Source organism: Chromobacterium sp. HL1, assembly GCF_057418835.1.
On sequence record NZ_CP162399.1, the window covers coordinates 1,429,385 to 1,449,811 of the forward strand.

Below are 20,427 nucleotides of genomic sequence, written 5' to 3' on the forward strand. Positions count from 1 at the left end.
TACGGCGGCCTTGTCGATTCTACTACGGATCAGCCGCGGGCGGCCGCGCGCTTGTGGCGCCAGATTTCAATCAGCCCCGGCAGGAAGGAGACCAGGATGATGCCGAAGATCAGCAATTCCAGGTTCTTGCGCACGAAGGGCAGGTTGCCGAAGAAGTAGCCGGCGTAAGTGAAGCCGACCACCCAGGCGATGGCGCCCACCACGTTGTAGCGCAGGAACTGCGGGTAGTGCATCTTGCCGATGCCGGCGACGAAGGGCGCGAAGGTGCGCACGATGGGCACGAAGCGGGCGAAGATGATGGTTTTGCCGCCATGGCGTTCGTAGAAGGCGTGGGTCCGGTCCAGGTATTGCGGCTTCAGGATGCGCGGAAACTTGTCGAACAGCTTCATGCCGACGTTGCGGCCGATGGCGTAATTGGTCGCGTCGCCGAGGATGGCGGCGACGATCAGGAGCAGCACCAGCAAGTGCGGGTTCATCTGGCCCATGGCCGCCAGCGCGCCGGCGACGAAGAGCAGCGAGTCGCCGGGCAGGAAGGGGGTGACCACCAGTCCGGTTTCGCAGAACACGATCAGAAACAGAATGGCGTAGATCCAGGGGCCGTAGGCGGCCACCAGCTGGGACAGATGAGTGTCGATGTGCAGGATGAAGTCGATCAGAAAAGTGATGGCTTCCATGATGTCGTTGCGCTCGGTAAGGGTGCTGCTCGGGTTGAAAGTAAAACTGGCCGGACAAGCCGGCCAGCAATCAGAACCTTTTTAAATGAGGCTCATGAGGGAAGTGATCAGACGACCGCTTCTTCTTTTGGTTTCACCGGCTTGATCATATGTTCGCGCTTCACGCCCAGCCACAGGGCGATCGGGCTGGCGACCAGCACCGAGGAGTAAATGCCGAACACGATGCCGATGGTCAGCGCCATCGCGAAGCCGTGCAGCGCCGGGCCGCCGAACAGCAGCATGGACACCACCATCATCTCGGTGGAGAAGTGGGTGATGATGGTGCGGCTCATCGTGGCGGTGATGGCGTTGTCGATGACTTCGGCCACGCTGTGGCCCTTCATGCCCGGCTTGCGGAAGTTCTCGCGAATCCGGTCGAACACCACCACCGATTCGTTCACCGAGTAGCCCAGCACCGCCAGGATGCCGGCCAGCACGGTCAGCGAAAACTCCCAGCGGAAGAAGGCGAAGCAGCCCAGGATGATCACCACGTCGTGCATGTTGGCGATGATGGCCGCGATGGCGAAACGCCATTCAAAGCGGATGGCCAGGTAGATCATGATGCCCACGCACACCAGGATGGTGGCGGTCAGACCGTGGGTCACCAGTTCCTCGCCCACGCTGGGGCCGACGAAGTCCACTTTGCGCAGTTGCACTTGAGGATCGCCGGCCTTGAGCATGGCCATCACTTTTTCCGACAGCTGGGCGGAGGTGACGCCCGGCTTGTTGGGCAGGCGTATCATCACGTCGCGGCTGCTGCCCAGGCTCTGCACCGTGGATTCGCCCAGCTTGAGCTCGTCCACCTTGTCGCGGATGGCGCCCAGGTCGGCGGACTGCTGGTACTGCACTTCCAGCACGGTGCCGCCGGTGAATTCCACGCTGTAGTTCAGGCCGCGGGTGGCCAGGAAGAAGATGGCCAGGATGAAGGTCACCAGCGAGATGGTCGTGGTGAGCCGGCCGTAGCTCATGAACGGGATGTCCCGTTTGATGCGGAAAAGCTCCATATCCGGTCCTTATCCTTTGTTTTCCGGTTTCCACACCTGGCCGATGGCCAGCGTGGTCAGTTTGCGGCGGCGGCCGTACCACAGGTTGACCAGGCCGCGGGAAATCACCACCGCGGAGAACATCGAGGTCAGGATGCCCAGGCTGTGCACCACGGCGAAGCCGCGCACCGCGCCGGAGCCGAAGATCAGCAGCGCGAGGCCGGCGATCAGCGTGGTGACGTTGGAGTCCAGAATGGTGTGCCAGGCGTGGGTGTAACCGGCCTGGATCGCCGAATGCGGCGGCACGCCGTTGCGCAGCTCCTCGCGGATGCGCTCGTTGATCAGTACGTTGGCGTCGATGGCCATGCCCAGCGCCAGCGCGATGGCGGCGATGCCGGGCAGGGTCAGCGTGGCCTGGATCATGGACAAGAGCGCCAGCAGCAGGAAGACGTTGATCGCCAGCGACAGCGCGGAGAACACGCCGAACATGCCGTAGTACAGGACCATGAAGGTGGCGATGGCGGCAAAGCCCCACAGCGTGGCGTGGAAGCCTTTCTCGATGTTTTCCTGACCCAGGCTCGGGCCTACGGTGCGTTCTTCGACGATGTTCATCGGCGCGGCCAGCGAACCGGCGCGCAAGAGCAGGGCGGTGTCGTTGGCTTCGGCCGGGTTCATGCTGCCGGAGATCTGCACGCGGCCGCCGCCGATTTCGGAGCGGATCACCGGAGCGGTCACCACTTCGGCGCGGCCTTTTTCCACCAGCACCATCGCCATGCGGCGGCCGATGTTCTCGGCGGTCACCTGACGGAAGATGGAGGCGCCGGCGGAGTCCAGATTGATGTGGACGGCGGGCGCGCCGTTTTCGTCGAAGCCGGCCTGGGCGTCGTTGATATTGTCGCCGGTCAGTTCAACGTCCTTGCGCACCAGAATCTTCTGCACGCCGCGGGAAGAGGCTTCGTCCAGCAGCTCGTAGCCGGCCGGCACATTGCCGGCCATCGCGTCGGCCATCTTGCTCGGGTCGTCTTCCACCATGCGCACTTCCAGCGTGGCGGTGCGGCCGATGATGTCCTTGGCGCGGGCGGTGTCCTGGATGCCGGGCAGCTGCACCACGATGCGGTTGGGGCCGTTCTGCTGAATGATGGGCTCGGAGGTGCCCAGCTCATTGACGCGGTTATGCAGCGTGGTGATGTTCTGTTTGACCGCGTCGCCCTGGATCTTGGTGATCTCTTCCGGCTTCAGGGTCAGCGTCAGCCGGTAGTTGCCGTCGTCGCTCTTGACGGTGAGCGAGGGCAGGCTGCGGTAGACCACGTCCTGAGTGGCCTTGAGCGTGTCGGCGTCGCGCAGCTGCACTTCCAGCGTATTGCCGTTGCGTTTGATCGCGCCGTAGCGGACTTTCTTGTTCTTCAGCTCGCGGCGCAAGTCGCCGGCGTAGCGTTCCATCGTCTTGTCGATGGCGGCCTTCATGTCCACTTCCAGCAGGAAGTGCACGCCGCCGCGCAGGTCGAGGCCGAGGAACATCGGGTGCGCCTTCAGGCTGGTCAGCCAGGCGGGGGAGGCGGACAGCAGATTAAGCGCGATGATGTAGTTGTCGCCCAGCGCGTGCTGGATGGCGTCGCGCGCCTTGAGCTGGGTGTCGGCGTCCTTGAAGCGGACTCGCAGGCTGGTTCCGTCGAGGAACAGGCCGTCGGGAGAGATGTTCTGCGCTTTCAGCGCCTCTTCCACGCGCGTCATCACGGCGGTGTCCACCGGAATGGATTGGCGCGAGCTGGAGACCTGGACCGCGGGAGTCTCGCCGTAGAAATTGGGCAGCGTGTAGATCGCGGAAAGGATCAGGGCCACCGCAATGACGAGGTATTTCCAAAGAGGGTAGCGGTTCATGTTTTAGTTCGGGAAAAGAAAATGAACCGGCCACCGGCAGCGTGCTGCGGTGGCCGTCGGCTGAATCCTTACAGCGACTTCAGCGTGCCTTTTTCCAGCTTGGCGGAAACCGAGCCGCGCTGAACGGTGATTTCCACGCCGTTGGCGATTTCCAGAGTCAGGAACTGTTCGCCGATCTTGGCCACGCGGCCGACGATGCCGCCCTGGGTGGCGACTTCATCGCCCTTCTGGATTTCCGACAGCATCTTCTGATGCTCTTTCATGCGCTTCTGCTGCGGGCGCACCATCAGGAACCAGAACAGCACGAAGATGGCGATCATGGGCAGGAAGCCCATCAGGTCGAAACCTCCTACTGCGGCGCCGGTGTTGGCGAAGGCGGGGCTGATAAAGGACATCAAACTACTCCCTTAGATTATGTATTGTTATGGCTGGTCGAAATAAACGGACCATTGTAGCCATGCTGGTCCGCTTTTTCCAATGCTTGCGACGGTCAGGCCTGTGACAGGCCGACCGCGCAGGTGGTTCCTCAGTTGACGCCGCGGGCGCGCTTGGCGGCGAACTCCAGGCGGAAGTCCTCGAAACGGTCTTCCTCGATGGCGCGGCGCATCTGGCGCATCAGCTCCTGGTAATAATGCAGATTGTGTATGGTGTTGAGGCGGGCGCCCAGAATCTCGCCGACGCGGTGCAGGTGGTGCAGATAGGCGCGGCTGAAGTTGCGGCAGGCGTAGCACTCGCATTCCTCGTCCAGCGGCTTCTTGTCGTCCTTGTAGCGCGCGTTCTTGATCTTGACGTCGCCCCACTGGGTGAAGATCCAGCCGTTGCGCGCGTTGCGCGTCGGCATCACGCAATCGAACATGTCCACGCCGTTGGCCACGCCGTGCACCAAATCCTCCGGCGTGCCCACGCCCATCAGATAATGCGGCTTCTCAGCCGGCAGCATGTCCTTCAACTCGGTCAGCATCCGGTACATCTCAGGCTTGGGCTCGCCCACCGACAGGCCGCCGATGGCGATGCCGTCGAAGCCGACCTGCATCAGGCCTTCCAGCGATTCCTGGCGCAAATCGGTATAAAGGTTGCCCTGGACGATGCCGAACAGCGCATTGGGGTTTTTCAGATCGTCGAAGGCGCGGCGCGAGCGCTCGGCCCAGCGCAAACTCATCTGCAGCGACTTCTGCGCGGTGGCGTGATCCACCTGGCCCGGCGTGCACTCGTCCAGCTGCATCGCGATGTCGGAGTTGAGCACGGTCTGGATCTTCATCGAGATTTCCGGGCTCAGGAACAGCTTGTCGCCGTTGATCGGGCTTTGGAAGGTGCAGCCTTCCTCGGTCAGCTTGCGCATATCGGACAGGCTGAACACCTGGAAGCCGCCGGAATCGGTGAGGATGGGTTTGTCCCAGCCGATGAACTCGTGCAGGCCGCCGAACTGTTCGACGATCTCCAGGCCCGGGCGCAGCCACAGGTGGAAAGTGTTGCCCAGAATGATCTGGGCGCCGATGTCGTTCAGCTCGACCGGGCTCATCGCCTTGACCGAGCCGTAAGTGCCCACCGGCTGGAACACCGGCGTCTCCACGGTGCCGTGGTTCAGCTCCAGCGTGCCGCGCCGCGCGCCGCCGGAGGTTTTATGTACGGTAAACTTCAGCATGATTCGGGGATTGCTCTGGTATGTTTGTTTAGCAAAATCAGCCGGCTAGTATACCGTAAGCCGCGCCCGCTGGGGCTTTGTCGCGGTTTCTTCCTCGCGGCGGATGAAAAAAACGCTTGCCAAGCGTAGCGGGCTTGTTTAGTATTCGCAGCTCGACGACAGGCACGTAGCTCAGCTGGTTAGAGCACCACCTTGACATGGTGGGGGTCGTTGGTTCGAGTCCAATCGTGCCTACCAAAATTCAAACGCATGGAGCGTTACAAGTGTCCAACTTGCGAACTACCACAACCCGACATACTCACGCTAGCTGAGCCTTGCGGGTTGTTCCATGCAAAAAAAGTGCGGCTCAGGCCGCACTTTTTTTTTATCCTAAGCTTTCTAAAAATTTCTCTCTCGCCTTGTTGGAGTTGACATGCCAGACATTCGCTTGCCGGACGGCTCGATCCGTTCGTTCGATAAACCGGTAACGGTTCATGAAGTGGCCGCATCCATCGGCGCAGGCTTGGCTCGCGCGGCGCTCGCCGGCCGCGTGGACGGCGCGCTGGTGGACACCTCTTACGCCATCGACCGCAATGCCGACCTGGCCATCATCACCGACAAGGACGCGGACGGCCTGTCCATCATCCGCCACTCCACCGCCCACTTGCTGGCCTATGCGGTGAAGGAGCTGTTCCCGGAAGCCCAGGTCACCATCGGGCCGGAGATCGAAAACGGCTTCTACTACGATTTCGCCTACAAGCGCCCGTTCACGCCGGAAGACCTGGCCGCCATTGAAAAGAAAATGGCCGAGCTGGCGAAGAAAGACATCCCGGTGGAGCGTTACGAGCTGCCGCGCGACGAAGCCATCGCCTACTTCAAGAGCATAGGCGAGGCCTATAAGGCCGAGATCATCGAATCCATCCCGCAGGGCGAAGTGCTGAGCCTGTACCGCGAGGGCGAATTCACCGACCTGTGCCGCGGCCCCCACGTGCCGTCCACCGGCAAGCTCAAGGTGTTCAAGCTGATGAAGGTGGCCGGCGCCTACTGGCGCGGCGACAGCAAGAATGAAATGCTGCAGCGCGTTTACGGCACCGCCTGGGCCAAGAAAGAAGACCTGGACGCCTATCTCTATATGTTGGAAGAGGCGGAAAAGCGCGACCATCGCAAGCTGGGCGTGCAACTGGACCTGTTCCACCTGCAGGACGAGGCGCCGGGCATGGTGTTCTGGCATCCCAAGGGCTGGCAGCTGTGGCAGAGCGTCGAGCAATACATGCGCGAGAAGCTGAACCGCGAAGGCTATAAGGAAATCCGCACCCCGATGATGATGGACGCCCATCTGTGGGAGCGTTCCGGCCACGCCGCCAACTACCGCGAGAACATGTTCATCACCGAATCGGAAAAGCGCGACTACGCGGTCAAGCCGATGAACTGCCCGGGCCACGTGCAGGTGTTCAATAGCGGTCTGCGTTCTTATCGCGATCTGCCGCTGCGCTACGCCGAGTTCGGCTCCTGCCACCGCAACGAGCCGTCCGGCGCGCTGCACGGCATCATGCGCGTGCGCGGCTTCGTGCAGGACGACGGCCACATCTTCTGTACCGAAGACCAGATCAACCAGGAGGCCAAGGATTTCCATCGCCTGGTGATGGAAGTGTACGAGCGCTTCGGCTTCGACAAGGTGGCGATCAAGCTGGCGTTGCGTCCGGAAAAACGCATCGGCGAAGAATCCACCTGGGACAAGGCGGAAGAAGGCATGCGCGAAGCGCTGCGCGCCTGCGGCGTGGAGTGGGAAGAGCTGCCGGGCGAGGGCGCGTTCTACGGCCCCAAGATCGAATACCACATCAAGGACGCGCTGGGCCGTTCCTGGCAGTGCGGCACCCTGCAGCTGGACTTCATGCTGCCGGAGCGTCTGGACGCCGAATACGTGGCCGACGACAACAGCCGCAAGCGCCCGGTGATGCTGCACCGCGCGGCGCTGGGTTCGCTGGAGCGCTTCCTCGGCATCCTGATCGAAAACCACGCTGGCGCCTTCCCCTTGTGGCTGGCTCCGGTGCAGATGGTGGTGATGAATATCACCGAAGCGCAGGCCGAATACGCGGCCAATGTGGCCGCCGAACTGCGCGAACATGGCTTCCGCGTTGATCTTGACTTGAGAAACGAGAAGATCGGCTATAAAATTCGCGAGCACAGTCTGCAAAAGTTGCCGTATCAGATCATCGTCGGCGACAAGGAGAAGGCTGGCGAGTTGGTTGCCGTACGCTCCCGCGGGGAAGACCTGGGGCAGCTTACGCTGGATGCGCTGATTGCGCGCCTCAAGGCTGAGATGCCTGGGGCCTGATTCCGGCGACGGCAGGCATTGAGTTTAGATTAATAGGAGATTTGGCTATAGCTCAGGAACGCGAAGCACGGATCAACGGCGAGATTACCGCCCGTGAAATTCGTCTGGTAGGTAAAGAAGGTGAGCAGATTGGTGTTGTCAGTCTGCGTGAGGCAATGGCGCTGGCGGAGGAGGGCGATGTGGATCTGGTGGAGATTTCCCCGACCGCGCAGCCTCCGGTATGCAAGCTGATGGACTACGGCAAGTACAAGTACGAGCAGTCCAAGAAGCGTCACGAAGCCAAGCAGAAGCAGAAACAGGTTCAGATCAAGGAAATCAAGTTCCGTCCGGGCACCGATGACGGCGACTACAACGTCAAGTTGCGCAACTTGACCCGATTCCTGGCTGACGGCGACAAAGCCAAGGTCACCCTGCGCTTCCGCGGTCGTGAGATGGCCCACCAGAACATCGGTTTGGAGTTGCTTAAGCGTGTCGAAGCCGATTTGTCCGAAATTGCGGTGGTTGAGCAGTTTCCCAAGCTGGAAGGCCGCCAGATGGTCATGATGATTGCGCCGAAGAAGAAATAATCGGTATAATCATCAAACTGACACGGCAGGGTTCGCTCTGCCGTGTTGATTTTGTAGGTCGGCAACGATCTGCCCAAAAGCGTGACACGATGGTTTTTCAAGCGTTTCCGGATTCGTCCGGGAGCCACCTCGCGTCTAATCTAATCAAAATTCAGCAGGAGCAGTCCATGCCGAAAATGAAAACCAAGTCGAGCGCGAAAAAGCGTCTCAAAGTACTGGGCAATGGTGGTGTAAAGCGCTCTTACGCGTTCAAGCGTCACATCCTGACCAAGAAAACCACCAAGAACAAGCGCCAACTGCGTGGTACTACCATGGTAGATAGCACCAATATGGCCTCTGTTCGCGCAATGATGCCCTACGCTTAAGGAGACTAAGATATGCCACGCGTAAAACGCGGTGTAACCGCTCGTGCTCGTCACAAGAAAATCCTCGCACTGGCGAAAGGCTATCGCGGCCGCCGGAAGAACGTCTATCGCATCGCCAAACAGGCGGTGATGAAAGCCGGTCAGTACGCCTACCGTGACCGTCGTCAGAAAAAGCGTCAGTTCCGTCAACTGTGGATTGCTCGTATCAACGCAGCTGCTCGTGAAAACGGCCTGCCGTACAGCAAATTCATGAACGGCCTGAAAAAAGCCTCTATCGAAATCGACCGCAAGGTCCTGGCCGACCTGGCCGTGTTCGACAAGCCGGCTTTTGCACAGATCGTCGAAAAGGCGAAAGCAAGCCTCGCTGCTTAATCGCCCGGACGGATCAAAAGGGAGGCAATCTTGCCTCCCTTTTTTTTGATGCGGCCCGGCCGCAGGCATGATTCAAGATCAAGACGGTTGGCCAGACTCGCCCGAGTGCTGGGGCGCGTGTGGCCAGCTTTCTTTCGCATACGGTGTGGAACACGATGAACAACGTTGACGCGATTCTCCAATCCGGTCTGGCCGCGGTAGCCGCGGCGGCCGATCTTCTTGAACTGGAGCAGGTCAAGGCCCGCTATCTGGGCAAGAGCGGCGAGTTGACCGAACTCCTGAAACAGCTGGGCAAGCTGCCCGCAGAAGAGCGCAAGGCCGCCGGCGCCACCATCAATGTGGCCAAGCAGGCTTTTGAGGCCGCGCACAAGCAGCGCCTCGATCAATTGAACGCCGCCAAGCTGGAGGCGCAACTGGCCGCCGAGGCGCTGGACGTGACCCTGCCGGGGCGCGGCAGCAACGGCGGCGGCCTGCACCCGGTGGCGCTGACGCTGGAGCGCATCGCCGGCCTGTTCCGCACCATGGGTTTTGAAGTGGCGGACGGCCCGGAGATCGAAACCGATTTCTACAATTTCCAGGCGCTGAACATCCCGGAAAACCATCCCGCGCGCGCGATGGCCGACACCTTCTACGTGGAAGGCGGCGACGTGCTGCGCACGCATACCAGCCCGATTCAGGCGCGCTTCATGATGAACAATCAGCCGCCTATCAAGATCGTGGCCCCGGGCCGCGTATACCGCGTGGACTCCGACGCCACTCATTCGCCGATGTTCCACCAGATGGAAGGCCTGTGGGTGGAAGAGGGCGTGTCCTTCGCCGACCTCAAGGCGGTGGTGACCGACTTCCTGCGCCGTTTCTTCGAGCGCGACGATCTGCAAGTGCGCTTCCGTCCGTCCTTCTTCCCCTTCACCGAGCCCTCGGCGGAAATCGACGTGCTGGGCGAGCGCGGCTGGCTGGAAGTGGGCGGCTGCGGCATGGTGCACCCCAATGTGTTGCGCAATGTCAACATCGACCCGGAGCGTTACACCGGCTTCGCCTTCGGCATCGGTCTCGATCGTTTCGCCATGCTGCGCTATGGCGTCAACGACCTGCGGCTGTTCTTCGAGAACGACCTCAACTTCCTGAGACAGTTCAACTGATCGCGTACGGAGCCGAATACTATGCAATTTTCCGAACAATGGCTGAGAAGCTGGGTTAATCCGTCGCTGAGCACCGACGAGCTGTCCTACCTGCTGACCATGGCGGGTCTGGAGGTGGAAGAGGTCAACGCCGCCGCGCCGGCCTTCAGCGGTGTGGTGGTGGCCGAAGTCAAGGAAGTGGCCAAGCACGAAAACGCCGACCGCCTGCGCGTGACCAAGGTGGACGTGGGCACGGGCGAACTGGTGCAGATCGTCTGCGGCGCGCCCAATGTCGCCGTCGGCCTGAAAGTGCCGTGCGCCTTGCCCGGCGCCGCGCTGCCCGGCGATTTCAAGATCAAGCCGACCAAGATGCGCGGCGTCGAATCCAACGGCATGCTGTGCTCCGGCAAGGAGCTGGGCGTGCCGGACGAGGCCGACGGCCTGCTGGTGCTGCCGGCCGACGCGCCGGCGGGGCAGAGCATACGCGACTACCTGGGCCTGGACGACCAGCTGTTCACGCTGAAAATCACTCCCAACCGCGCCGACTGCCTGTCCATCCGCGGCATCGCGCGTGAAGTGGCGGCGCTGACCGGCGCAGAACTGGCGCCGGTGGCCATTCCCGCGGTGGCCCCGGTCATCGACGACGCGCTGTCGGTGAGCATAGACGCCGCCGCTGGCTGCGGCCGCTACCTGGGCCGCGCGCTCAAGGGCGTCAACGCCGCCGCCGCCACGCCGGAATGGATGCGCCGCCGCCTGGAGCGCGCCGGCCTGCGTTCGATTTCCGCCGTGGTCGACATCACCAACTACGTATTGTTGGAACAAGGCCAGCCGATGCACGCCTTCGACCTGGCCAAGCTGGACGGCGGCATCGTCGTGCGCATGGCCAAGGACGGCGAAGAACTGCTGTGCCTGAACGAGAAAACCGTCAAGCTCAAGTCCGATTACATGGTGATCGCGGACCAGACCAAGGCGCTGGCCATCGCCGGCATCATGGGCGGCGAGCACAGCGGCGTCACCGTCACCAGCACGGATATTTTCCTGGAAAGCGCCTTCTTCGCGCCGGAAGCGATCGCCGGCAAGGCGCGCGAGCTGGGCTTCGGTTCCGATTCTTCTTTCCGTTACGAGCGCGGCGTGGACTTCCAGCTGCAGCGCGAAGCGATGGAACGCGCCACCCGCCTGGTGCTGGACATCTGCGGCGGTCAGCCGGGTCCGGTGGTGGAGGCCGTGGCCGAACTGCCGCGGCGCGGCGAGGTCACGCTGCGCGTGCCGCGTTGCGCCAAGTTGTTGGGCGTGAGCTTGAGCAGCGCGCAGATCGGTGAAATTCTGGGCCGGCTGGGCCTGGCGCACCGTCTGGACAGCGAAGTCTTCACCGTGGAGGCGCCATCCTTCCGCTTCGACATCGCGATCGAGGAAGATCTGATCGAGGAAGTGGCGCGGGTATACGGCTACGACGCGATCCCCGCCGATGCGCCGCGTTCCGGCATGCGCATGCTGGCGCAGCGGGAAGAGCTGCGGCCGCGCGATCAGATCCGCCATCTGCTGGCGGCGCGCGACTATCAGGAAATCGTCAGCTACGCCTTCGTCGACGAGGCCTGGGAGCGCGATTTCGCCGCCAACGAGCAGCCGGTGCGCCTGATCAACCCGATCGCTTCGCAGATGAGCGTGATGCGCTCCACGCTGATCGGCGGCCTGGTGGACGTGCTGGTGGGCAACCTCAACCGCAAGCAGCCGCGCGTGCGCGTGTTCGAAGTGGCGCGCGTGTTCAAGAAATCCGCAGACTGGTTCGATCAGCCGGAAAAAGTGGCCGGCCTCGCCTGGGGTCCGCGCTTGCCGGAGCAATGGGGCGTCAAGGCCGAACGCGTCGATTTCTTCGACGTCAAAGCCGATGTCGAAGCCCTGTTGCACCCGCGGCGCGCGGATTTCTGCAAGGCCGCGCATCCGGCCTTCCATCCGGGCCGTTGCGCCGAAGTACTGGTGGATGGCGTGGTAGTCGGCGTGATCGGCGAACTGCATCCCAAGTGGGCGCAGCAATACGATCTGCCCAGCGCGCCGGTGCTGTTCGAACTTGACCTGGCGGCGGCGGAAGCGCGGCAGCCCATCAAGGCGCAGCCGGTGAGCAAGTTCCAGGCGGTGCGCCGCGATCTGGCGCTGGTGGTGGACGAGGCGGTGGAAACGGCCCAATTGCTGGCCTGCTTCGCCAAGCACGGCGCCGCCATCGTCAGCGAAGTGGCTTTGTTCGACGTTTATCGCGGCAAAGGCGTGGAAGAGGGCAAGAAGAGTCTGGCCTTCCGCGTGATGTTGCAGGACAATAGCCGCACGCTGACCGACGAAGACGTGGAGCCGGCGCTCAAGGCCCTGCTGGACGGCGTTGCCGCCGAGCTGGGCGCTCAGTTGCGCTGAGCCCAAGGCGTGGAGCCCGCCGCGGAGTCGGCGGGCTTTTGAATGATTAGAAATATTGATGTGTGAGAGGGTGACATGACTTTGACCAAGGCTGAGCTGGCCGACATGCTGTTCGATCAAGTGGGTTTGAACAAGCGTGAAGCCAAGGACATGGTTGAATCGTTCTTTGAGGAAATTCGCCAGGCCCTGGAGTCCGGCGATTCCGTCAAATTGTCCGGTTTCGGCAATTTCCAATTGCGCGACAAGCCGCAGCGTCCGGGTCGCAACCCCAAGACCGGGGAAGAGATTCCCATCACCGCGCGACGTGTGGTAACGTTCCACGCTAGTCAGAAACTCAAGGGAATGGTCGAGCAATTCCATGCCAACAAGCAAGGCTGATCTGCCGCCGATACCGTCCAAGCGCTACTTCACCATTAGCGAGGTGAGCGAGCTCACCGGCGTCAAACCGCATGTGCTGCGCTATTGGGAGCAGGAATTTTCCCAATTGCGCCAGGTGAAGCGCCGCGGCAACCGCCGTTATTACCAACATCACGAAGTGTTATTGGTCAGGCGCATTCGCGGTCTGTTATATGACGACGGGTTTACCATCCACGGCGCCCGCCAGCGTCTGGGCGCGGACGGCCAAGAAGTGCGCCCGGCAACGGCCCAGGAGGTCAGGACCGAGTTGGAGGCGATTTTGGAATGGCTTGATTCAGGGCTTGGCAAAAATCAAAAAGCAGTTTAGAATACGTTTCTCTCGAGTCGGGGCGTAGCGCAGCCTGGTAGCGCACCTGCATGGGGTGCAGGGGGTCGGAAGTTCGAATCTTCTCGCCCCGACCAAAGAATTCCAAAAGTATCAAATATTTAAAAGCTCTGCGTTTGCAGAGCTTTTTTTATTTTCCCCTCCAAATATTAGAAATCCTTCTAATTCAATCCCCTTCAATGAGTCGAATTCGGCGGGCGATTTTTATTGCCCGATAGACGGCGGCGAACCATTTGTTTCTGCGCCTGCCGTATTCCTGTGGCCGCCGCGGAGATGCGCGGCGGCGTATCGCCGACTTTTGTGAGGATTGCCATGTTGCATGTAGTAGCCGTGATTACCGCCAAGCCGGGCCAGCGCGCCGTGATTTTGCGCGAGTTGAATGCGATCGTGCCCCTGGTGCGAGAGGAAGAGGGCTGCATCGAGTACGGCCCGGCGCTGGACCACGCGGATTCGCCGCAGCCGTATGGCGCGGACAGCCTGGTGGTGATAGAGAAGTGGACCAGCAAGGCGGCCTTGGACCGCCACCTGGACGCGCCGCCGCTGCGCGCCTTCGTCGCCGCGACCGAGGGCGCGGTGGCCGGCCTGGCCGTGCATGTGCTGAACCCGGCCTAAGAACCTGTTTACGACCTGCTACGCGTCGGCGATGCGGCGTTGAAAACCGCCTAGAAATGCTCATGCACCACGAGTGCATTCCGCTTTCTCAGCGGTTTTCGCCTTGTCTCGCCCTCGCTCGCGAGACTTTGAACAGACCCAAACGCTGCTTAGCGTTCCCCGCCGGCCTTGCCGGCTATTTTTCTGGGCGGATGTCGGTCAGAGGCGCTTCGATGGGCAGCCGTTGCAGCTCGCTGTTGAAAAAGCTGCGCTCGCCGCGCCGCAGCGACGGCAGCAAGGCCTGGAGGCGGGACAGCGCGTCCGCGGCCTCCCGGCCGGCGCCCTGCTCATGCAGCAGGAACCAGGCGGCTTCCAGCAATAGATTGGCTTGTTGCAGAGGAGGGAAGGCGGCGTTGCCGGCGAGTTGCTCGTCCAGCGCCAGGACCGCCGCCGAGGACCAGCGGCTGAAGCCCTTGGCCGGAGACAAGGAGGCGTGCAAGGGCTGCAAGGCCGCGATGGCGTCTTCCAGCGCCAGCGGTTGCTGGGCGCGGAAGGCCGAGAGGCTGCGCGAACGCGGCGGCGGGCAGTTGCCGCGGGCGATGCGCAGGATGAAGATCAGATTCCAGGCGGAGCCGCTGCCGTAGCCGAAGCGGTCGCAAATCCATTCGGACAGCCCAAGCCAGCGCATCGCCTGCAACTGCACCGCGCCCACGCGTTGCTCGCGTTCCGGGTCGACCAGCCCCTGCTGCCAGAACAGCCACAAGCACCAGCCGATATTGGCGGCCACATGTTGGGCGGCGTCGATGGAGTCCGCCTCGTAAGCCGCTTCCAGCGCGCCGCTCAACGCTTGCAGCGCCGCGCCGGCCTCGTCCCGCTGGCGCGAGGCGCCGGCGCCGCTGGTGGCGGCGTGCTTGTGCAGCAGGGCCAGCAGGTTCAGGCATTCGAAGCGCACACGCGGGTTGTAGCGGAAAACCGGCTGCAGCTCCGGCGAGGTTTGCAGGTGTTCCAGCGCGGTCCGCGCCGCGTCGGCGTCGCCTTGGGAGTAACGCTCCCAGGCTTTGACGATGCAGGCCATTGCGGCGAAGGTGGGATGGGCGTGATGGACGCTGCCGGCGTCCAGCACTCGGTCCAGCCGCTTCAGCGCGCTGCGGCTGCCGTCCAGTTGGGCGCTGCGGCGCAGGGCCAGGCTTTCTTTCATCAAGGCCAGCGCTTGCTGAAAATCGTCTCCGGCGAATTGACGCGCGACGTGGAAGGATTCCGCCACCTGGCGGCTGGGGCGGCGTCCGAAGCCGTCGTATTCGTCGCGGATGGCCTGCGCCATCTGTTGCCAAAAGCGCATGTCGCGCATCAGATAGGACAGATCGCCGGCCGGGCTTTCCGGTTTTTCCCGGCGAAGACCGAGGAAGTGCTCCAGCCAATCCCGCTCCACCTCGACGCCGGCGGCGCGGAAACGCAGCCGCGAGGCCATGTCGGCCGTCAGCCAGAACGGACCGCGGCTGCGTCCGTTCAGCGGCAGGGTGGCGATGGGCCGGCCGCGCGCGGCGCCCCAGCCGGCCTGCACGCCCCAGCGGGCGAAGTCGGCGAACGCGCGCGAGATCAGCATGCGGATATTGTTCTGGCCGGGAAAGCCTAGCCGCAGGGCGGCGGCGGACACCGCGCCGTCGCCGAACTGCTGAGCGTGCCAGAGCCGGGCCAGCAGCCAGACGGATTGGCCGCGGGCGGCCTCGCCCTTGACGCGGTAGGGAGCGGTCAACTCGATTTCGATGAGGTCGGGAGCTTCTGTCATGGTTGGAATGGGGGCTGAACAGGAGGCCGGCAAGGCGGGGAGCGCTTGCCGGCGAGGAGGCGATGTCGCCGCGGGACGCTTACCACAGCCGGTCGATGTCCCCGGGATGGAGCGCGATCTCGCAATCTTCGAAACGTGACGCCAGCCGCCTGGCCTTGTCGCTGAAAAAGCAGGCCATGGTCGCCTTGTCGAACTGGCTGCTGGGGAAGGGCGCGGCCGGCGTGCCGCCGATCAAGACGGCGCCCGGCAGTTCGCTCCAGCCGCAGCTTTGGTAAAAGCGCCGCAGGGGGCGGTCGCAAGTGAAAATGCCGAGATCGGCGCCGTTGGCCTGCATGGTTTCGCGCGCGGAGGCGGCCAGCAGCCGGCCCAGGCCGCGGCTGCGGTCCTCGGGCTGGGTGACCATGCAGCTGATGCCGCTGGCCTGGAATGTCGTGCCGGCGTGGCGCAAGGATTTGCTGAGGATGTCCAGCGCCGACAGCACTCGGGCGTTTTCCACCAGCAGCAAGGACAGCGGCGCCAGCGCCGGGTCATGGATGGCTTGCAGGCCGGCCGGCGGTTCGCCGGGCCAGGCCAGCTGTTGCAGCGCCAGCACCTGGCGGCGCAGTTCCGCGGGCACTTCCGCTTCGGGGAAGATCAGTATCTCCATCGGCTGGCTCTCCTCGCAATGGACGGGTATGGTCGAGCTATATGATAACAGCCGCCAAGGGCGCGGGAGAGAGACAGTCATGGCGGAAACGACGGCCGGCCCGCGGGCGGCTTGGGATGCCGAGAGCCGGGCCACCTGGGAGGTGGCCCGGCGCTACCACGAATGCTGGCGCGCGCGCGACGCGCGGGCGGCGCTGGCCTTGTTTCATCCGGAGGTCGAATACTGCGATTTCTACCGCAATCTGACGCTGACTTACGCCGATTTGCCGGCCTATCTGGCCGAGAGCATGCCGGACGGCGGCAAGGAGAGTTTGCAGCACACCGACCGCATCCGCGTCGACGGCGACACCGCCTTCATCCAATACCGCTATGTGATCCGGCTGGCCTCCAGCGGCAAGCTGGCCAGTTTTCAAGGCGGCGAGGCGATCCGGGTGCGGGACGGCCTGATCGTCTCCGTGCATGAGTACTGCACGCCGGTGCGTTTGAGCGGGGAGCGGACCGGCGATCGCATCGGCTTGAACCCGCAGCGGCTGGCGCGGCTGCTGGCGGACCTGCAAGCCTATTTCGCCGAACAGCGACCCTATCTGGACTGCGAGCTGAGCCTGGGCCAGGTGGCGCAGGCCACCGGCTACACCCGCAATCAGATCTCCCACGTCTTGAACCAGGCGCTGGGCCTGAGCTTCTACGCCTGGCTCAATCAGCAACGCGTCCGCCATCTGCTGGCGCTGCCGCGGCCGCCGGCCGCTCCGCTGGACATGGCCTTCGCCGTGGGCTTCAAGTCCGCCTCCACGTTCTACAAGGCTTTCCGTCTGGAAACCGGCACCACGCCGCAGCGCTACTTTTCCGCCGATTCCTAGCGGTCCCGCGCGCACGACGCGGCGCGGGCGCCGGCTTAGTCTGTTCGGGTCCGCCCCAGGTTCGGGGCTATCGCCAAGGAGCATTCATGGGGATCGAGTCCCAAGCCTGTCTGTGGCTGGATCAAAGTCCCGCGGCGCGGTCCTGGCCGCCGTTGACGCAGTCGGCCAGCTGCGACGTGGCGGTGATCGGCGGCGGCTACACCGGCCTTTGGACGGCTTACTACCTCAAGCGCATGGCGCCGGAGCTGGACGTGGCGGTGTTGGAGGCGGAAACCTGCGGCTACGGCGCGTCCGGACGCAACGGCGGCTGGCTGATAGGCGGGTTGGCCAATCAGGACGTCCATTTGCTCAGTCTGGACGGCGAGCGGCGCGAACGCGCGCGGCGGCGGCTGTTCGGCATCGTCGACGAAGTGGCCGCGGTGTTGGCGCGCGAAGGCGTCGAATGCGATTTCGCCCATGGCGGGGTGCTGTACGCGGCGGCGCGCTATCCGGAGCAGGAAGCGATGGGGCGGAACTGGCTGCGCGAACTGCGGCGGGCGGGCCACGGCGAGGCCGACTTCCGTTGGCTGGACCGCGAGGAAGCCCGGGCGCAGCTGGGCGCGAGAGACGTGCGCGGCGGGGTGTTCTCCCCGCATTGCGCGGTGGTTCAGCCGGCCCGGCTGGCGCAAGGCCTGGCGCGGGCCGCGGCGCGGCTGGGCGTGCGCATTCACGAGCATAGCCCGGTGCGCCGGCTGGCTCCCGGGGTGGCGGGGCTGGACGGCTGCGACTTGAGCGCGGACGTCATCGTGCCGGCGTTGGAGGGCGCGGCCGGGCAGTTTTCGCGTTTGGGCCGTTGCCTGCTGCCGGTGCAGAGCCTGCTGCTGGCCACCGAACCGCTGTCGGCGGCGCAGTGGGACGAGATCGGACTGGGGCGCCGCCAGGCTTTCGGCGATTTGAGCCGGATGGTGACTTACGGCCAACGCAGCGCGGACGGTCGCCTGGTGTTCGGCGCGCGCGGCGGTTACCGGCTGGGCGGCCGCGCGCAGTGGGACTTCGACCCTAACGGCGCCGAGTTCGCCTGGCGCGAGCGCTTGCTGCGTCGGCTGTTCCCTGCCTTGGGCGCGGCGGCGGCGCCCTACCGCTGGGGCGGCACGCTGGGCGTGGCGCGCGCTTTCACGCCCTACGCCTTGTTCGACCGGCGCGCCGGCATCGCCATGGCCGGCGGCTACGGCGGCGAGGGCGTGGGAGCCGCCAATCTGATGGGGCGCACGCTGGCGGAATTGATTCTGGAGCGCGACGGCGATCTGGCTTCCATGCCCTGGGTCATGCCGGAAGGGCGTATGGAGCGGGTGCGCCGCTGGGCGCCGGAGCCGGTGCCGTGGCTGGGTTACCACCTGGTGCGCAGCGCTTACGGGCTGGAGGAGAAACTGTGCGCCGACGGGAGCGCGCCGGCCTGGGCCCGGCGCGGCGCGGGCAAGCTGGCGGCGGCCCTGGAGGCTTTGCTGGCCTGAGGGCCGGCGCGCGATATCGGGAGAACATTCATGTGGCGACGCATTGGGGTGGGGATCTGGGTCTGCTGCCTGGCCGTTCCGGCGCAGGCGGCCGAAGAGAAGGTGCTGAACGTCTACAACTGGAGTCATTACATCGGCAAACAGACCTTGCGGCGTTTCGAGAGCGAGACCGGCATCAAGGTGCGTTACGACGTATACGACAGCAATGAAATCCTGCAAGGCAAATTGCTGACCGGCCGCAGCGGCTACGATGTGGTGGGACCATCGATGAGCTTCCTGGCCAATCAGTTGGCGGCGGGCGCCTTCCGGCCGCTGGACAAGGGCAAGCTGCCCAATTACCGCCAACTGGACCCGGCGCTGCTGCGGCAACTGGCCGCGGCCGATCCCGGCAACCGTTACGCGCTGCCCTATCTGTGGGGCACCACCTCGGTGGCCATCGACGAAGACCGGGTGCGGCGGGCGCTGGGCGGCGCGCCGCCGCCGGCCGACGCGCTGGCCCTGTTGTTCGACCCGGCTTACGCGTCCAAGCTGCGCGGCTGCGGCGTCTCCATGATGATGTCCCCCAGCCAGGTGGCGGTGCAGGCCTTGATCTACCTGGGCAAGGACCCTGGCCGGAACCGGCCGGAGGATCTGCCCGCCGTCGCCGGCCTGCTGCGCGCGGTCCGGCCCTATGTGCGGGTGTTCACCTCCACGCCCATCAATGATCTGGTCAACGGCGAGCTTTGCGCGGCGATGATCTATTCCGGCGACGCCTACATCGCCGCGCGTCGCGCGGGCGAGGCCAAGAGCCCGCGCAAGATCCGCTACCTGCTGTCGCCCAAGGGCGCGGAGTTGTGGGTGGACACTTTCGCCATCCCCAAGGACGCGCCGCATCCGGACAACGCGCATCGCTTCCTCGATTTCATGATGCGGCCGGAGGTGATGGCGGAAATCAGCAATGAATTGTTCTATCCCAACGCCTTGCCCGCGTCGCGGCCTTTACTGGATGGCGCGCTGACGGCGGACCGCAACCTCTATCCGGACGCGGCCGGCATGAGCAAGCTGCGCGGCCAGGGACGGGTGCCGCCGGCGCTGCAAAGGGAGCGGGTGAGGCTGTTCAATCAGTTCAAGAACAATAGCTATCGCTGAAGCGCTCCGAGGGCCGGCCCAGCAATTGGGCCGGCGTGCGGCCGAAAGTCTGTCGGAAGGCGGCGATGAAGGCGCTGGGGCTGTCGTAGCCGCAGCGCCAGGCGGCGGCGCCGACGGGCTGGCCGGCCGATAGATATTCCAGCGATTTCAACAGCCGCAGCCGACGGCGCCAGGCCTGGAAGCTGAGGCCGGTCTGCTCCGGAAACAGACGGCTCAGGCTGCGTCCGCTGAGGCCGGCCCATTGCGCCCAGTCGTCGCGCGAGCGCGGGTCTTCGGGGGCCTCCGTCAGCGCGTCGGCGACCCGGCGCGCGCGCCGGTCTTGCGGCAAGGGCAAGCTCAGGCGCAAGGGCGGGCAGTGTTCCAATTCATCCAGCAAGACCTCCAGCAGCCGCAGCTCTCTGGGAAGGGGCGGGGCGGAAAAATCCAGCGCGCGCCGCATGATGGCGGGCGGCAGTGCGTCGCAGGAGATGGCTTGCGCGTCGGCCGGCAGCCGCGCGCAGGCCGCGGCGGCGAAGTGCAGGCTGATGCCGTCTATCAGGCCGTGGCGGTGCGAGGCGTGGCGCACGCCGGGAGGAATCCAGGCCAGGTGGCCGGGCGGCAGCCAGAGCCGGCCGCCGTCGGTGGCGATGTTCAGCACGCCGCGGCGCAGCAAGCTGAGCTGGCCGCTGTCATGGCTGTGCCAGGCTTCGGGGTCGGCGTCGTCGTGACGGATGCGGGCGGCGGCGAGCAGCATGGTTTGGCCTGTTTGAAATATTGGATGACATTGTAGCGATAACGCGCCATCGACGCCCGGACGGATACTGGCCATTGTGGCGGGACGGGCTTCGGCCGCGCCGC

General features: G+C 64.0%; 20 protein-coding genes and 2 tRNA genes. 14 read left to right on the top strand and 8 right to left on the bottom strand.

Annotation, left to right across the window (positions count from 1 at the left end; all coding sequences use genetic code 11):
* Positions 1-29: 29 nt before the first annotated feature.
* The 5 genes from AB1Z25_RS06685 to tgt all read right to left on the bottom strand — a co-directional run bounded on the left by AB1Z25_RS06685 (position 30) and on the right by tgt (position 5,216).
* Positions 30-674, bottom strand: coding sequence for a DedA family protein (locus AB1Z25_RS06685; RefSeq protein WP_107800251.1), 645 nt, complete (start codon positions 672-674; stop codon positions 30-32).
* A 107-nt stretch (positions 675-781) separates the two neighbouring features.
* On the bottom strand, positions 782-1,717 hold the full coding sequence (gene secF, locus AB1Z25_RS06690) for a protein translocase subunit SecF (RefSeq protein ID WP_107800250.1): 936 nt from the start codon (positions 1,715-1,717) through the stop codon (positions 782-784).
* 9 nt (positions 1,718-1,726) lie between these two features.
* Positions 1,727-3,574 carry a protein translocase subunit SecD gene (gene secD / locus AB1Z25_RS06695; RefSeq protein WP_107800249.1) on the bottom strand — a complete coding sequence of 616 codons (1,848 nt, stop codon included), beginning with the start codon at positions 3,572-3,574 and terminating at the stop codon, positions 1,727-1,729.
* A 68-nt stretch (positions 3,575-3,642) separates the two neighbouring features.
* Positions 3,643-3,969 (bottom strand): preprotein translocase subunit YajC, encoded by a 327-nt coding sequence (gene yajC / locus AB1Z25_RS06700; protein WP_043633815.1) that lies wholly within the window; start codon positions 3,967-3,969, stop codon positions 3,643-3,645.
* A 131-nt stretch (positions 3,970-4,100) separates the two neighbouring features.
* Positions 4,101-5,216, bottom strand: a complete 1,116-nt coding sequence (gene tgt, locus AB1Z25_RS06705) for a tRNA guanosine(34) transglycosylase Tgt (RefSeq protein WP_486636863.1) — start codon at positions 5,214-5,216, stop codon at positions 4,101-4,103.
* A gap of 160 nt (positions 5,217-5,376) precedes the next feature.
* Here tgt and AB1Z25_RS06710 point away from each other — a divergent pair.
* From AB1Z25_RS06710 to AB1Z25_RS06760, 11 genes are all read left to right on the top strand, one after another.
* A tRNA-Val gene (locus AB1Z25_RS06710) sits at positions 5,377-5,453 on the top strand.
* A gap of 175 nt (positions 5,454-5,628) precedes the next feature.
* A complete protein-coding gene (gene thrS / locus AB1Z25_RS06715; RefSeq protein ID WP_486636864.1) occupies positions 5,629-7,530 on the top strand; it encodes a threonine--tRNA ligase in 1,902 nt (633 codons plus the stop codon).
* Positions 7,531-7,571: 41 nt separating this feature from the next.
* Positions 7,572-8,096: a translation initiation factor IF-3 gene (gene infC / locus AB1Z25_RS06720; protein ID WP_081556240.1), complete on the top strand. Its 525-nt coding sequence runs from the start codon at positions 7,572-7,574 to the stop codon at positions 8,094-8,096.
* Positions 8,097-8,263: 167 nt separating this feature from the next.
* The gene (gene rpmI / locus AB1Z25_RS06725) at positions 8,264-8,461 is read left to right on the top strand and encodes a 50S ribosomal protein L35 (RefSeq protein WP_019103239.1); all 198 of its coding nucleotides are present in this window, start codon (positions 8,264-8,266) and stop codon (positions 8,459-8,461) included.
* Between the two features lie 12 nt (positions 8,462-8,473).
* Complete coding sequence (gene rplT, locus AB1Z25_RS06730) at positions 8,474-8,833, top strand: 50S ribosomal protein L20 (protein ID WP_019103240.1); 360 nt, start codon at positions 8,474-8,476, stop codon at positions 8,831-8,833.
* Between the two features lie 155 nt (positions 8,834-8,988).
* A complete protein-coding gene (pheS, locus tag AB1Z25_RS06735) occupies positions 8,989-9,972 on the top strand; it encodes a phenylalanine--tRNA ligase subunit alpha (protein WP_107800246.1) in 984 nt (327 codons plus the stop codon).
* A gap of 21 nt (positions 9,973-9,993) precedes the next feature.
* Complete coding sequence (gene pheT / locus AB1Z25_RS06740) at positions 9,994-12,351, top strand: phenylalanine--tRNA ligase subunit beta (protein ID WP_486636865.1); 2,358 nt, start codon at positions 9,994-9,996, stop codon at positions 12,349-12,351.
* A gap of 75 nt (positions 12,352-12,426) precedes the next feature.
* Positions 12,427-12,729, top strand: a complete 303-nt coding sequence (locus AB1Z25_RS06745) for an integration host factor subunit alpha (RefSeq protein WP_019103243.1) — start codon at positions 12,427-12,429, stop codon at positions 12,727-12,729.
* Positions 12,710-13,075, top strand: coding sequence for a MerR family transcriptional regulator (locus AB1Z25_RS06750; RefSeq protein ID WP_107800244.1), 366 nt, complete (start codon positions 12,710-12,712; stop codon positions 13,073-13,075). Before AB1Z25_RS06745 ends, AB1Z25_RS06750 begins: the two co-directional genes overlap by 20 nt.
* 18 nt (positions 13,076-13,093) lie before the next feature.
* Positions 13,094-13,170: transfer RNA gene (locus AB1Z25_RS06755), tRNA-Pro, on the top strand.
* 235 nt (positions 13,171-13,405) lie between these two features.
* Positions 13,406-13,705 (top strand): putative quinol monooxygenase, encoded by a 300-nt coding sequence (locus tag AB1Z25_RS06760; protein WP_227107613.1) that lies wholly within the window; start codon positions 13,406-13,408, stop codon positions 13,703-13,705.
* Between the two features lie 175 nt (positions 13,706-13,880).
* On the opposite strand, the gene AB1Z25_RS06765 is transcribed toward AB1Z25_RS06760, so the two are convergent.
* Positions 13,881-15,470, bottom strand: coding sequence for a hypothetical protein (locus tag AB1Z25_RS06765; RefSeq protein WP_486636866.1), 1,590 nt, complete (start codon positions 15,468-15,470; stop codon positions 13,881-13,883).
* Between the two features lie 79 nt (positions 15,471-15,549).
* Positions 15,550-16,116 (bottom strand): GNAT family N-acetyltransferase, encoded by a 567-nt coding sequence (locus AB1Z25_RS06770; RefSeq protein ID WP_486636867.1) that lies wholly within the window; start codon positions 16,114-16,116, stop codon positions 15,550-15,552.
* Positions 16,117-16,195: 79 nt separating this feature from the next.
* Here AB1Z25_RS06770 and AB1Z25_RS06775 point away from each other — a divergent pair, with 79 nt between their 5' ends.
* From AB1Z25_RS06775 to AB1Z25_RS06785, 3 genes are all read left to right on the top strand, one after another.
* Entirely contained in the window at positions 16,196-16,972 is a 777-nt protein-coding gene (locus AB1Z25_RS06775) for a helix-turn-helix domain-containing protein (protein WP_107800240.1), read from the top strand.
* Between the two features lie 86 nt (positions 16,973-17,058).
* The gene (locus AB1Z25_RS06780) at positions 17,059-18,462 is read left to right on the top strand and encodes an NAD(P)/FAD-dependent oxidoreductase (protein ID WP_486636868.1); all 1,404 of its coding nucleotides are present in this window, start codon (positions 17,059-17,061) and stop codon (positions 18,460-18,462) included.
* A 30-nt stretch (positions 18,463-18,492) separates the two neighbouring features.
* Complete coding sequence (locus tag AB1Z25_RS06785; protein ID WP_227107621.1) at positions 18,493-19,590, top strand: polyamine ABC transporter substrate-binding protein; 1,098 nt, start codon at positions 18,493-18,495, stop codon at positions 19,588-19,590.
* Here AB1Z25_RS06785 and AB1Z25_RS06790 read toward each other — a convergent pair.
* On the bottom strand, positions 19,568-20,323 hold the full coding sequence (locus AB1Z25_RS06790; protein ID WP_486636869.1) for an AraC family transcriptional regulator: 756 nt from the start codon (positions 20,321-20,323) through the stop codon (positions 19,568-19,570). The genes AB1Z25_RS06785 and AB1Z25_RS06790 overlap by 23 nt on opposite strands.
* Positions 20,324-20,427 lie beyond the last annotated feature (104 nt).